Source organism: Altererythrobacter epoxidivorans (assembly GCF_001281485.1).
GTDB lineage: Bacteria > Pseudomonadota > Alphaproteobacteria > Sphingomonadales > Sphingomonadaceae > Erythrobacter > Erythrobacter epoxidivorans.
This window is the reverse complement of record NZ_CP012669.1, coordinates 1,917,875-1,931,723: the sequence shown is the minus strand read 5'-3', so window position 1 is coordinate 1,931,723 and position 13,849 is coordinate 1,917,875. Positions and strand designations below refer to the sequence as shown.

Below are 13,849 nucleotides of genomic sequence, written 5' to 3'. Positions count from 1 at the left end.
CCCGGGAGGATCGTTCTGATAATCTGATTTCGTGTCAGGCGACGCCCGGGAGAAGCCTTTCGCCGGCGATCCGCTGCATTGCCTTTTGCAGCTTTTCGAAGGCGCGAACCTCGATTTGGCGGATACGTTCGCGGCTGACGTCGTAAACCTGCGACAGCTCTTCGAGCGTCTGCGGATTGTCCGTCAGACGGCGTTCGGTCAGGATATGCTTTTCACGGTCGTTGAGGCTGTCCATCGCCTCGACCAGCATTTCGTGGCGCACGGTGGCTTCTTCGGCATCGGCGACGGTTTCGTCCTGCAGCGGACGATCGTCGGTCAGCCAGTCCATCCATTCGCCCGAACCTTCTTCGCCATTGCGCATGGGGACGTTCAGCGAGCCATCGCCGCCCATCATCATGCGCCGGTTCATGTTGATGACTTCCTGTTCCGGCACGCCGAGATCGGTGGCGATCTTCGCCACGTCGTCCGGGTGCAGGTCGGTGTCGTCATAGGCGTCGAGCTGCTTCTTCATCCGGCGAAGGTTGAAGAACAGCTTCTTCTGCGCGGCGGTGGTCCCCATCTTCACGAGGCTCCAGCTGCGCAGGATGAATTCCTGCATCGAAGCCTTGATCCACCACATGGCATAGGTTGCCAGGCGGAAACCGCGATCGGGTTCGAATTTCTTGACGCCCTGCATCAGCCCGACGTTCCCTTCGGAAATCAGGTCGCTGACGGGCAGGCCATAGCCGCGATAACCCATGGCGATCTTCGCCACGAGCCGCAGGTGACTGGTCACTAGCTGGGCTGCCGCTTCGGGGTCTTCATGTTCCTGGTAACGCTTGGCGAGCATATATTCCTGCTCTGCCGTCAGTACGGGGAACTTCTTGATCTCCGACAGATAGCGGTTGAGGCTCTGCTCACCACTCAATGCCGGGACCGATGTTGTCTTCTTGTTGCTCACTTCTTCCCAAACCTTTCTTGCGTCGACCTGGCGAGTGCGGACCCCTGATGGGCATCCGTCGGTGCAGGCCACACGGTTACTTATAGGCTATTACCGCCAAAATTGCATCGCATTTCATCGATTTTAACGAGCACATTCGTCGATCAGTTCCCCCATGTCCGGGGGTAGATCGGAATGGAATTCGATCCATTCGCCCGTAACGGGATGCTCGAAGCCGAGACTCGCTGCGTGAAGTGCCTGGCGGGCAAAGCCCAGATCCTTGAGAATCGGGCGAAGTTTGGCGGGAGTGCGGCCATATAACGGGTCCCCTAATAGCGGATGGCCGATTGACGCACAGTGAACGCGGACCTGGTGGGTCCTGCCGGTTTCCAGCCGACATTCGATCAATGAAGAAGATTTGAGCCTTTTCAGTTGCTTGTAATGGGTGACGGCGTGTTTTCCGCGGCTCGACGTGTCGGGAATAACGGCCATCTTCTTGCGGTTGGCATCGCTGCGCCCGATTCGCCCCTCGATCGTCCCTTCTGCCGGATTCGGGTGCCCGGCACAGACCGCCAGATAGCGCCGATGGATCGAATGATCCTTGAACTGCTTAGACAGGCCCTCGTGCGCCTTGTCGCTCTTGGCCACTACCAGCAGGCCGGATGTGTCCTTGTCGATACGGTGGACGATCCCGGGGCGCGCGACCCCGCCAATTCCGGACAATTGGCCCTTGCAGTGGTAAAGCAGCGCATTGACCAGTGTTCCGTCGGGATTGCCGGCAGCCGGATGCACCACCATGCCGGCAGGCTTTTCGACCACGATCAGGTGATCGTCTTCGAACACGACCACGAGCGGGATGTCCTGCGGCTGGGCTTCGGCCTCGACAGCGGGTGGCACTGCGATGCGGAACGCGTCTCCTGCCGCAACCTTGGCCTTTGCACTTGTTACCGGCTTGCCTCCGACCGAAACCTGTCCTTCGGCGATCAGCGCCTGGATGCGGGCGCGCGAAAGATCGGTCGCATCGGCCAGCGCCTTGTCGAGGCGGGCAGGCGCGGTAATGGTGCCGGTGATGACTTCGTCTGCAGCCATGCTAGGGCCATGCGCGATGGATATCGCAGTGACAAGAGATGTGATGGAAAGGATCGAGCGCGAGGCCCGCGCCGCCCATCCGCGCGAATGCTGCGGCATACTGCTTGGAACAGCTCAACGCATCGAGCGCATCGTGCCCGCAGCCAACGTCCATGTAAGCCCCGAAACGCATTTCGAGATCGATCCGCAGGCCCTGATCGATGCGCACCGTGCCGAACGCAACGGCGGGCCGATGGTGGTCGGCTACTACCACTCGCACCCTGATGGTGAGCCACATCCCTCGGCCACGGATCAGGCGATGGCGAGTGGCGATGGCCGGATCTGGGCCATTCTGGGCAAGCGTGGGATGATGCTGTGGCAGGACGATCCGCTGCGGTTTCACGCGCTTTCCTACGAAGTCGTCGAGGTCTAGAAACCGCAGCATGATCTCGCCTCGTCCCGCTTCGCCAACAGCTTTTGAAACGGCGGGTGGCGGGGGAGGGTTTTTGTTCTTATGAACAGTGTTCCATGTGTTCCATCCAGTTGGAAATGCCCTTTCTAGAATGACCCAGACTTCCGTCACCGAACTCGCCTCCCTTCTCTGCTCGAAGCTTTGCCATGACATGCTGTCGCCGGTTGGTGCGATGTCGAACGGCCTCGAATTGCTGGCAGACGAGAAAGACCCCGAAATGCGGGCGCGCTGCATCGAATTGCTCGAACAGAGCGCGACCATCAGCACGAACAAACTGAAGTTCTTCAGGCTTGCGTTTGGCGCGGCCGGCGGCTTCGGCGATGCCGTTCCGGTGGAAGAAGTGCGCGAAGTGATCGATGCGCTCGCTGCCGACAACAAGCGGATCGAGGTCAACTGGGCGATCGAGGGATCGAGCCTGCCCAAGCCAGCCGTCAAGGTGATGCTCAATTTCGCGCATATCGCCCTCGATGCGCTGATCCGCGGCGGCACCTTGGATATCGGCGCGGAAATGCGCGACGGAAACGCCGAGATCGTGGTGCGCGCCTCTGGCGACCGGATCGCTTTCGACGATACTATCGGGAAGGCGCTGGAGGGACGTCTGGCGCCGGGCGAACTGTCCAGTCGCACAGCCGCGGCCCACATGATCGCATTGCTGGCAGAGGAAATCGGCGGCGGCCTCCAGTTCAAGCGCGATGACAATGCGCTCGTGCTCGGCGCGGTCCTTCCGCAACCGCCGGGCATGATCGGCTGATGAGCGACGAGCTCGTCCACCGCGAGGTATTGTCGCCCAATTTCAACGAACGGGCGCTGCCGATCAGCATGGTCGTGCTCCACTATACGGAAATGAAGCCGGTCGAGACCGCCATCGAGAAGATGTGCGATCCCGATGCAGAGGTTTCGGCGCATTACTGCATCACGGAAGATGGCGAGGTCATCCGCCTGGTGCCCGAGGAAAAGCGCGCCTGGCACGCCGGGGCATCCTATTGGCGCGGCCACAAGGACGTCAATTCGGCGAGCATCGGCATCGAGCTCGATCATCCGGGGCACGGCCTTGGCTATCGCGAATTTGCCGAAGCGCAGATCGATGCGCTGGTGCCGCTGCTCCACCGCATCGTGAAAAACTACGACATTCCCCGCGCGAACGTTGTCGGTCATTCCTGCGTCGCGCCTGCGCGCAAGATCGATCCGGGCGAGCTGTTTCCGTGGGACCGTCTGGCCGAATACGGATTGTGCCTCCCGAAGCCTGAAAAGCTCGAACTGGGCGATCCTTTCGACAATGACGGATCGTTCTATCTGGCGCTCGAACGCTTCGGATATGACATCACCGACGGGCACAAGGCGGTCGAGGCATTCCAGCGCCGCTGGCGCCCGGACAGGATCGACGGGCAGATCGACGGCCAGATTCGCGCGATCCTGTTCCAACTGCTCTTGGATCGCGACCGCGGAGCGACTAGATAGGCCCTGCCAGGAGGTCCGGGCAGCCGCGTTTCCCTTGCGGGTTACGAGGAAAGTCCGGGCTCCACGAAACAAGGGTGGCGGGTAACGCCCGCCGTGGGCAACCACAGGGAAAGTGCCACAGAGAGTATACCGCCGATGGTCCCTAAAGGACTCAGGCAAGGGTGAAAGGGTGCGGTAAGAGCGCACCGGGGTTCTGGTAACAGCGCCCGCATGGCAAACCCCACCCGGAGCAAGGCCAAATAGGGGCCTCGCGCTGTCAAAGGCAGGGGCGTTTCGTCCCGAGAGGTCCGGGTTGGCTGCTTGAGCCATGGAGCAATCCATGGCCTAGATGAATGGCTGCCCCTGCGGCGCTGGTCGGTAACGATACCGCTCGCAGGACAGAACCCGGCTTACAGGGCCTCCTGGCATACCTCCCTGAAGTCGGCGCCGTCATATGCCCGCGCAGGAAGAAAAAAGGGCGCCCGCGATTGCTCGTGGACGCCCCTTTGTTTTCAAATGCTGGTTTAGAAAGCCCAGCGCAGCGTCAGGTTCGCCTGATCGTTGCTGAGAGCGCCTCGACCGAGGTCGGACGAGATACCCAGCGTGCCGCTGAAGCGGTTCGTCAGAGCGATTTCAGCACCTGCGTTAAGAGCGATCCAGCTGCTGTCCAATTCGCGAGCGATGGAGAACGGCAGGTCTTCCGCGCCCACGAAGTTGGCCGTGACCACATCTTCGCGGTCGCCCAATTCGCTGGCGAATGCCACCGAACCAAACGTCTTCAGCTTGCCGGTCATGCCGAGCTTGGTGTCGAACGATGCCATTGCGCCGACCTTCGCGCCAATCGACGTCAAGCTGCGGTCATGCACGTTCAGGCTGAACTCGTTCGCTCCGATTTCACGGAAACCATCGAGTTCGGAACGGACATAATCGATGGCTGCAACCGGACCGACCGACAGCCCCTTCGCAGGGGTGAAGGCATAACCCAGACGCATCCCGGCAAAGCTCTGCTGGCCGCTCGTCCGTGCGCTAGCATTGCTGAACTCGTTCACCAGCAGGCCGGTGCTGCTACGCGATACACCGTAATCCTGGTCGGCATAGCCAGCATAGAGGTCGGCGAAGCCTTCCCCGAAGCGGAACGTCGAGTAGACCGCACCCGAAACGCTCTGGTTCGATTGCGGACTTTGCAGGTCCATGCTGCTCGATCCGTCGCGCACGTTGCTGATCGCCACACCGAATCTCACCTTGTCGGAAAGGTGATAGTCGGCACCCACGGTAAGCTCGCCTGCCTCGGAGAAGGTCATGTCCTCGAACGCCTTGTCGCCGCGCGAGTAGTCATCCTTCGACTGGTCGAGGAAAGAGCCACTGACCGAACCGAACACGCCGATCTTCGAAGCTTGTGTCGGAGCCGAACCTGCTTGCGCGAAGTTAGCCGCACCGTAGCTGGAGAAGCCGGCCGACGAACGATCGCCACCACGCAGCGCGAGGGTGCGTTGCGCAATCTGCCCGGTGAAGCGGCGAGCGAAGTTGATCGCCGTTGCGCCCTGGCCGAAACCGCTTGTCGGCGTCAGCCCTGCAAGCGTGGCGCCGAACTGCGAGTAATCCGACCCATCAACCACCGAGAACAGGCTTGAGAATTCGGCATAACGCCCTCCGAAACGCAGGGCGTCGAGTGTTGCACCCAACGAACCGAGCGAGCTGTTCGGGCCAACCAGGTTTGCGATCTTGTTCGCCTTCACTTCGACCGTGACAGTCGTGTCGTCGACGATCTGATCGAAATAGAGCACTGCCGAATTCGACTGCGTCATCACGGCACTGAACGAGCCCAGAATTTCGTCAGCCGTCAACACCAGGAACTGGTCGCCATAGGAGAGCCTGCCGCGAACCGACGTATTGAGCAGCAGTCCGCCGTCGAGGCTGGCCCCGCCGTTCACGGTGAGCAGGTCGTTGGCGATGGCTTTCTTGGCGCTCCTGATGTCGATGACCAGAAGGCCGTCCGACGTCTGGATGTAATTGCCGTTGACGACCAGTGCGCCAGCCTCGTTCTTGCCGCCGGGCAAGAGAGTGCCGGCGATGTTGTAGAGGCCGTCGGTCGTGATGCTGCCGGCACCTTCCATGTCCCCACCGAACAGGAGGACATTTCCGGCATAGAGGTTGCCGTCGATCGTCGAGCGACCGCGGTATTGCTCGACACCGATGATGCTTGTGAAGTCGAAGCCTTCGGAAAGATCGAAACGAGTGCCGTTGCCGTCGATCGTCAGTCGGTCGACTTCTACGTCCATGTCGACAGTCGTCTTGCCGTCAGCCATGAGCAGGACATCGAAATACTGCGCGGGGTTGGCGAAGGCGACGCCGGGCGTGCCGTCGGTATTGTTCGGAACGAACCCTGTCGAGCCGGGGCCGAGGAGGACAGAACTTTCCGGAAGGAAAGGTCCGAAGCCCGGTGTGCCGAACGGCGGCAGGTAGGGTGAGGGCGTCGTCGAGTTCGCGGAGACGTCCTGACCGAGGATCGTACCCAGCTTGGGCAGCGTTTCGTAAACGCCGAGTTCCTGACCGCCAGGAATGCCGTTTACGAAGCCGCCCTGGCCGTCGGAAATGTAGAATCCGGGATCGAGGTCCTGCGTCCAGTGCGTCGGATCCGACCAGTTTCCATCGCCTCCAAGCGCGGAGACATACTTGTACGGCGTATTTTCCGTGATGAATTCGAAGAAGGGAAACAGCGGGTTGTAGAAGCTGATGTCGCTGTAAAGGCCGCCAAGACCGAAGAAGTCGTAACCGCCCGAAAGTACACCCACGACAAGCGGGAAGTCGGCGATCTCGTCGGCAATCAGGGCCGACCCGCTGTCACCCGGCGCAGTGCCGGCCTCTTGGGCCAGCGCATCGCCATCGAACCAGTCGATCGCCTTGACTGCCGCGAGGTTGATACAGCTGATGTTGGTGCCGGTGAATGTGCAACCGGCCTCGTCTGCAGGAGTGCGGTCCGGGCTGTCGAAATCGATCCAGTAGAGCGATTGCGTTTCGATCCCGAGCGTTTGCGCCGATGGCGTATAGGCCGGGAAGACAGCATCGATAAGATCCGATTGCGAAGCGATGGCGCCCAGCATGTTCTCGCCTACACGGCGGTAGAGGCCGATGCCCTGTTCGCCGGTATCGCCCGTGCCATAGGTGCCGTATCCGTTGACCACCATATGCGTGAGCTGATCAAGCGGCGTCAGCAGGATCGGTGCAGATGGCGTATCGGTAATCGGTGCGTCGAGCGCGATGAATGCGACGTCGGCATAAGGAAATTCGAGACCGCCATTGTCGAGGTTTGACGATGGGTGGATCACGACGTCGGTGCTGAGCGCAACGCCGCCGTCCGAATAGCCTACGCCGAAATCAAGTGTGTTGAACAAGCGCGTTCCGCTATAAACTCCGGTCGAAATGAGCATTGTAGATGGGGCCGTGCCCGGCAGGCCGTAAGCTTCGGATGATGCGCTGTTGACGCAGTGCGCAGCGGTCAGCACCGTGCGCGGATTGATCAGCGTGCCCGTGCAATTGAAGAATACGTTGCCTGTTACGTTGCTGGCGCGGAAAATCTGCACCGAAGACGGGACGGTGTTTCCAAAATCGATACTATTGGTGGTTCCGATGTCGGTGCGCACGAGAAGTTGCTGATCGGGATCGACCGGCACGCCGGTGTAGCCGCGCGATTCGCGTACATAGGTCGCCTGATCGAATGAAACTTCGAGTTTCTGGGCTTCTACCGAAGCGATATCGTAACTCGAATGAAATCCGGTGAAGGTGCCTTGCGCTTCGCTTGCGATGGTTTCGTCGTCTTTTGCCATGGCCGGCGTTGCAGCCAGCACGGAAGCTACAGCGAATACGCCACTCGTCACCAGAAATGCATGCTTGGTCATATCAGTCCCCTTGATTTTCGCTTCCGCCGAAACGGCGCACGAAGCTCAAGAGGGTGCTCTCTCGATGCGAGCCGACCCTATCCCCCTGTCCCCGCCCAGAAGCGAATCTGATAGGGGGAACATCCCGACTGAGGTCGGGTGAGTCAATTGGTTAACACTGACTTACCGGCAAAAAACGGCCCCAAATCGGGACAACGATGCCCGCTCAGCTTCGACCGATGCTGTCGTAGGTGAAGCCCAAGGCGCGAACGTCGTCCGGCTGGTAGATATTACGCAGGTCGACGAGGACCGGTGCCTTGGCAAGTTCCTTCACCCGGGCGAAGTCCAAAGCGCGGAATGCATCCCATTCGGTGACGATCGCTATGGCATCGGCCCCTTCGATCGCCTCGTAGGGATTTTCGCACATCTTTACCTTCGGCATCAGCGGCTGCGCCTGCTCCATGCCTTCGGGGTCGTAGGCAGCGATCTCTACGCCTGCATCCGACAGCGTCTGCGCAATTGCGATCGCAGGAGAATCGCGCATGTCGTCCGTATTCGGCTTGAAGGTGAGGCCGAGCAAGGCGACCTTCTTCCCGCGTGCTGCATCCATGCCGCCCAGTGCATCCAGAACCTTGCGGCCCATGGCGCGTTTGCGGCTGTCGTTGACCTTGACCACAGCCTCCACGATCCGCGTCGGGCTGTCATAGTCTTCTGCAGTCTTGAGCAGGGCAAGCGTATCCTTGGGGAAGCAGCTGCCGCCATAGCCGGGTCCGGCGTGAAGGAATTTTGCCCCGATGCGGTTGTCCATGCCGATACCGCGGCTCACATCCTGGACGTCAGCCCCGACCTTTTCGCACAGGTCGGCCATCTCGTTGATGAAGGTGATCTTGGTCGCGAGGAATGCGTTGGCTGCGTACTTGATCAGCTCGCTGGTCCGGCGGCCGGTGAACAGGATCGGCGATTCATTGAGGAACAGCGGACGATAGACTTCGCGCATGACATCGCGGCCGAAATCGTCTTCTGCACCGATGACAATGCGGTCGGGACGCTTGAAGTCGCCGATGGCGGCACCTTCGCGCAGGAATTCTGGGTTGGAAACGACCGAGAAACGGTGTGAGGTTCCGCTCTTGGCAAGAATGCGCTCGACCTCGTCACCCGTGCCGACTGGGACGGTAGACTTGGTCACGATCACTGCATCGTTCGAAAGGTTTGCGCCAATTTCCTCTGCCACGGCATAGACGAAGGACAGGTCCGCATGCCCGTCGCCGCGACGGCTGGGCGTGCCCACCGCAATGAAGATTGCCGAAGCATCCTTGATGCCTTGTGCGAGGTCGGTGGTGAAATCGAGACGACCTGCCTTCACATTGCTTTCGACCAGGGCATCCAGTCCAGGCTCGTAGATCGGCATGATGCCATCCTTGAGCTTCTCGATCTTGGAAGGATCCTTGTCGATGCAAACGACGTCATGGCCGAAATCGGCGAAACAGGCGCCCGACACCAGCCCGACGTATCCAGAGCCCACCATGGCGATTTTCATGCGTTGTATTCCTCGTGTTTGATCGCGACCCAGTCACCTTCCGAGGTGGCCTTGATCGAACGTCGCGTGTGATCTTCCAGGACGAGGGCGGTTAGCACCCCGGACCGGAAGGCACCGGTATCGATGCCGATGCGATTGCCGCAATCGAGCACGTCGTCAAATATCGTATGTCCGTGAACGACCACCTTGGATAGCGGACCTTCATGGCGAAGGAAGCGGTCGCGGATCCACAAGAGATCCTTGCGCTTCTGTTCGTCCAGCGGGCGCGCGGGGTCGATCCCGGCGTGGACGAAGACGTAATCGCCGGCGATCACCATTTCCTCGAAACCGCGGACGAAGTCGATGATGTCGGCAGGAATGATTTCGGGCAGCTTCTTCTGCATCTCGTCCATCGAAAGCGCATTGAACGCTTTCTTCTTGATGCCGAAGCTCAAGATGGTTTCGCGGCCGCCGTGTTTCAGGAAATGCCTGAGGACTTCCTTGTCCTCGAGACTTTCGAGCATCATTTCCTCGTGGTTCCCAGCAAGGATGCGGACTGGCCGCCGCGTTTGCCAGTCGCGGGCAAAGGAGAGCACGCCGGCGCTTTCGGGGCCCCGATCGACGAGATCGCCCAGCAGAACCACCGTACTCTTGGCATGGCCGCGCTCGCGGTCATCCGCTTCGATGGCGTTGGCCAGGGCCTCGAACAGGTCGAGCCGGCCATGGATATCACCCACCACGTAATAACGCTCTCCCGCAGGGACCTGCGGGAGGTCGGCTTTCGCCTTCGCCGGGCGGAAAAGTTTCCTGAGTGGTTCGAAGATCATGACGGATACATGGTTCTGTTGGGACGCGCCTTAAGCCAAGGCACGCTGAACGGCAACTGAGTGGCGCATGCAATGAGTATCAACCTTGCACCGTGCGGTGATGCAAAAAGCCCACACCCAGGGGCAATTGGCGGTGCAGGCGCAATTTCTCTTGTGCAGTGCAGCGAATCTGTGCACGATTGTTTCGCATTCGGACGAGATCGCACGCTTAAAAGAGGCGACCGTCGAATACGCAGGTGGGACGAAGCAACAACACAATAAAGGAAGTTGTCATGCTCACGTCCATCCGCGGCCTTACCGCCGCGACGTTGATTTCCGGTCTCGCTCTCTCCGCGGCACCGGCGTTTGCCGAAGATACCGCTTCGGCCGAAGTTACTCCCGAAACCGTAATCATCACGACCGATTTCTCGGCTGAGGACCTCGACAAGGCTGTCGAAGCTGTCGAAGCGGAAAAGGTCAGCTACATCGGCGCTGAAAGCGGCTTCGATTTCTCCGCCAATGTCGGTCTCGTAACCGAATACCGCTTCCGCGGTGTCGATCTTTCGGGCGGCGATATCGCTGTCCAGGGCGGTCTCGACCTTTCGCACAGCTCTGGCATCTATGTCGGAACCTGGGCTTCGACCCTCGATGACGACACTGTCGGCTTTGGCGACATGGAACTCGACATCTACGGCGGATACAGCACCGAATTCGCGAACGGCATGTCGTTCGACGTCGGCGGTATCTTCTACATCTATCCCGATGCCGGTGCCGGCGACTTCGACTATTGGGAGCTCTACAGCTCGGTCGGCTTCTCGGTCGGCCCGGCTGGCGCCACTGTCGGCATCGCTTATGCGCCCGAGCAAGATTCGCTCGGCGGCGATGACAACCTCTATGTCTACACCGATCTGTCGGTTGGCATTCCCAACACGCCAGTCACGCTCACGGGTCACCTCGGTTACACCGATGGCTTCCTGACCTTCACCGATGACGGCGATGCCTTTGACTGGTCGATCGGCGCCGAAGCAACGTTCGGCCCGGCAACTGTCGGCGTCGCTTATATCGATGCCGAAGGCGACTATCTGCCTGGCGATTACAAGTACACCGACTCGGCAATCGTCGGTTCGATCACCTTGAGTTTCTAAAGAAACCGCGGGAGGAACGGGGTGCGGTCCGCAAGGATCGCACCCTTTTTCTTTGCCCTCAATCGATCAACCGATAGTGAAATCTACCGTCGTGACGACGCGAACCTTCTTGTAGGGGCTGTCGCTCACGCCCCAACCGCCGCCTTCGCCGTCGCGCGCTTCGATCGAGAAGTAGCCCTGCGTCGCATTCTTGATCGCACCGACTTCCGCACCGGAATCGTCTGCAAACTGTTCCGCCGCAGAGCGCGCGTCGCGCGTGGCCTCGGCCACCATTTCCGGCTTGATGTCGTTGAGCTTGGTGAAGGTATAGCTCATGCCCGAACCTTCTTCGAGCATCACCCCTCGGTCCACCAGGTCGAACTGCCGCGCAACCGCTTTCTGGGCCAGTGCGATGTCATTGGTCCTGAGCGAAAGGCGCTGGCGAACGGTGTAATTCGTTTCGCGATTGCTGGTATAGCTCGACACGTTTGCACCGGTCGGCTGGAGCGCGTCTGCGGGAAAGCCGAGTCCTGCGAAGAACTGTTCGATCGCTTCTGTATCGCGGCGAACCTTTGCCTGAGCCCCGGCAAGATCGGTCGAAGTCGAAGAGTAGGAGATGGTCCATGTCGCCAGATCGGCCGTCACGTCCCGCTCGGCCAAGCCGCGTACCGTGACGGACCGTTCCGCCTCCTTTGCGCGGAGCAGGCCATTGCCCAGCAAGTAGCCGCCAGCCATCAGTCCGATCGATGCGATGACAGCAGTTCCGAACCATCGGCCGGTCATGGGATCCGACAGGAACCCCCGGCCGGTGTGATCTGTTGCTTGCACTGACTGCTCGTTCATCGCATCCTCCTTCAAATTGAGTGGTGCGCTGAGTTGTGCATTTTCATCGATGAACCGTTTTTGAATGGAGGGCCCAAGTTTGGCCAAATATCTTCACAGCATGATCAGGGTGACCGATCCGGACGCCACTGTCGCTTTTTTCAAGCTGATCGGCCTGGATGAGGTGCGGCGTTTTGACGTGGAAGCCGGTCGCTTTACGCTGATCTTCCTCGCGGCCCCGGGCCAGGAGGGCGTAGCCGAAGTCGAACTGACCTATAACTGGCCGCCGGAAGATGGCGGCGCGGGCGAGCAATACGATGGCGGTCGGAACTTCGGTCATCTCGCCTACCGAGTCGATAACATCTATGACACTTGCCAGGCACTTATGGATGCAGGTCACACGATCCACCGTCCGCCGCGTGACGGTCACATGGCGTTCGTCAAATCCCCCGATGGTATCTCGGTCGAACTCTTACAGGAAGGCAATTTGCCGCCCCAGGAACCCTGGGCGAGCATGGAGAATACGGGGAGCTGGTAAGGCTCCCGCGGCTCAGGCCGCGTAAGGCGATTTCTCGTCGTCCGGGTGGTCGGTTGTCATGCGCAGCAGCGAATAACCGACCACTGCGGATATGAACGAACCCATCAGGATGCCGATCTTCGCTTCTTCGATCAGCAGGTTGTTTCCGGCAAATGCCAGACCGCTGATGAAAAGCGACATGGTGAAGCCGATCCCGCAGAGAATCGATACACCCCAGATTTCAGGCCAAGTCGCCTGGTCCGGACGGTTCGCAAATCCGATCTTGTCGGCGATGTAGATTGCGGCAAAGATACCAACCTGCTTCCCGGCGAAAAGGCCTGCAGCGATAGCCAGCGGAAGCGGCGCGAAGACGCCTTCCCAGCCAAGGTCGCCAAATTCGACGCCGGCATTGGCAAAGCCGAAAATAGGCACGATCAGATAGGCGCTCCACGGTGCAAGGTTGTGCTCGAGATGTTCGAGCATTGTGTCATCGTCCTTGCCCCGCATCGGGATGGTCAGGGCGGCGACCACACCTGCGATCGTCGCATGCACACCCGAATTGAGGACGCAGAACCACAGTACGAGCGCCAGTGCGATGAAGGGCGTGTAGGCCGAAACCTTCATACGGTTCAGGGCGAACATCAGGCCGGTAACGACCAGCGCGCCGATGAGCCATGCCAGCTTGATATTCGCGGTATAGAAGAACGCGATCACCAGCACGGCGCCGATGTCGTCGACGATGGCGACGGTCAGCAGGAACAGGCGAAGCGAAGCGGGCACACGGCTGCCGAGAAGGCCGAGAACGCCCATGGCAAAGGCAATGTCGGTAGCGGCCGGAATTGCCCAGCCACGCGTCAGTTCACCCGCGCCCTCCGCATTCACGAAGAACAGGTAGACCAACGCCGGGAAGATCATTCCGGCTGCTGCTGCAAGAACGGGAAGCTTGCGCTGGTCGACCGAGGAAAGCTGCCCTTCGATCCATTCGCGCTTCACTTCCAGGCCAACGACAAAGAAAAAGATCGCCATCAGGCCATCGTTGATCCAAAGATGCAAGGTATTGAGTTTGAAAAGATCTTTGTCGAAAAGATAGCCATGGAATAGGTGGTGGTATTCACCGGCGAGGGCGGAATTGGCCGCCAGCATCGCAGCTGCCGCCACCAGGATAAGCAGGATGCCTGCTGATGCGTCACTGACGAAGAGTGCGCGAACGGGAGCGAAGAAGGAGCGAAGCGGGGACTGGTTTTCTGGCATGATTGCCTCCCCTTTTTCGAAAACCGCGCCGTGTTGCAAGGG

The 13,849-nt window shown here is 59.8% G+C and carries 12 protein-coding genes and 1 other RNA gene; 6 read left to right on the top strand and 7 right to left on the bottom strand.

Going from position 1 to position 13,849, the window contains the following annotated elements; genetic code table 11:
• Positions 1-34: 34 nt before the first annotated feature.
• Together rpoH and AMC99_RS09720 are read right to left on the bottom strand one after the other, a co-directional pair.
• Complete coding sequence (rpoH, locus tag AMC99_RS09725) at positions 35-940, bottom strand: RNA polymerase sigma factor RpoH (RefSeq protein WP_083440138.1); 906 nt, start codon at positions 938-940, stop codon at positions 35-37.
• A gap of 123 nt (positions 941-1,063) precedes the next feature.
• Positions 1,064-2,008 (bottom strand): RluA family pseudouridine synthase, encoded by a 945-nt coding sequence (locus AMC99_RS09720; RefSeq protein WP_061926036.1) that lies wholly within the window; start codon positions 2,006-2,008, stop codon positions 1,064-1,066.
• Here AMC99_RS09720 and AMC99_RS09715 point away from each other — a divergent pair.
• The 4 genes from AMC99_RS09715 (at position 1,989) to rnpB (ending at position 4,325) form a co-directional block, all read left to right on the top strand.
• Positions 1,989-2,420 (top strand): M67 family metallopeptidase, encoded by a 432-nt coding sequence (locus AMC99_RS09715; protein WP_232301363.1) that lies wholly within the window; start codon positions 1,989-1,991, stop codon positions 2,418-2,420. The two genes, AMC99_RS09720 and AMC99_RS09715, sit on opposite strands and share 20 nt — an antisense overlap.
• 130 nt (positions 2,421-2,550) lie before the next feature.
• Entirely contained in the window at positions 2,551-3,210 is a 660-nt protein-coding gene (locus AMC99_RS09710) for a histidine phosphotransferase family protein (RefSeq protein ID WP_061926031.1), read from the top strand.
• Complete coding sequence (locus AMC99_RS09705; RefSeq protein ID WP_061926028.1) at positions 3,210-3,917, top strand: N-acetylmuramoyl-L-alanine amidase; 708 nt, start codon at positions 3,210-3,212, stop codon at positions 3,915-3,917. The genes AMC99_RS09710 and AMC99_RS09705 overlap by 1 nt, the downstream gene beginning before the upstream one ends.
• A gap of 7 nt (positions 3,918-3,924) precedes the next feature.
• Positions 3,925-4,325: RNase P RNA component class A (rnpB, locus tag AMC99_RS09700), an RNA gene on the top strand.
• Between the two features lie 95 nt (positions 4,326-4,420).
• Here the strand turns inward: rnpB and AMC99_RS09695 are convergent.
• From AMC99_RS09695 to AMC99_RS09685, 3 genes are all read right to left on the bottom strand, one after another.
• Positions 4,421-7,792, bottom strand: a complete 3,372-nt coding sequence (locus AMC99_RS09695) for an autotransporter domain-containing protein (RefSeq protein WP_061926025.1) — start codon at positions 7,790-7,792, stop codon at positions 4,421-4,423.
• A gap of 205 nt (positions 7,793-7,997) precedes the next feature.
• Positions 7,998-9,308: a UDP-glucose dehydrogenase family protein gene (locus AMC99_RS09690; RefSeq protein ID WP_061926023.1), complete on the bottom strand. Its 1,311-nt coding sequence runs from the start codon at positions 9,306-9,308 to the stop codon at positions 7,998-8,000.
• Positions 9,305-10,114, bottom strand: a complete 810-nt coding sequence (locus AMC99_RS09685) for a metallophosphoesterase family protein (RefSeq protein ID WP_338021437.1) — start codon at positions 10,112-10,114, stop codon at positions 9,305-9,307. Before AMC99_RS09685 ends, AMC99_RS09690 begins: the two co-directional genes overlap by 4 nt.
• A 272-nt stretch (positions 10,115-10,386) precedes the next feature.
• Between AMC99_RS09685 and AMC99_RS09680 the strand changes: the two genes are divergently transcribed.
• The gene (locus AMC99_RS09680; protein WP_061926020.1) at positions 10,387-11,238 is read left to right on the top strand and encodes a TorF family putative porin; all 852 of its coding nucleotides are present in this window, start codon (positions 10,387-10,389) and stop codon (positions 11,236-11,238) included.
• A gap of 66 nt (positions 11,239-11,304) precedes the next feature.
• On the opposite strand, the gene AMC99_RS09675 is transcribed toward AMC99_RS09680, so the two are convergent.
• Complete coding sequence (locus AMC99_RS09675; protein WP_061927896.1) at positions 11,305-12,000, bottom strand: SIMPL domain-containing protein; 696 nt, start codon at positions 11,998-12,000, stop codon at positions 11,305-11,307.
• A gap of 139 nt (positions 12,001-12,139) precedes the next feature.
• Here AMC99_RS09675 and AMC99_RS09670 point away from each other — a divergent pair, with 139 nt between their 5' ends.
• Complete coding sequence (locus AMC99_RS09670) at positions 12,140-12,577, top strand: VOC family protein (protein WP_061927894.1); 438 nt, start codon at positions 12,140-12,142, stop codon at positions 12,575-12,577.
• A 12-nt stretch (positions 12,578-12,589) separates the two neighbouring features.
• On the opposite strand, the gene nhaA is transcribed toward AMC99_RS09670, so the two are convergent.
• On the bottom strand, positions 12,590-13,807 hold the full coding sequence (nhaA, locus tag AMC99_RS09665) for a Na+/H+ antiporter NhaA (protein WP_083440137.1): 1,218 nt from the start codon (positions 13,805-13,807) through the stop codon (positions 12,590-12,592).
• Between the last annotated feature and the right edge of the window lie 42 nt (positions 13,808-13,849).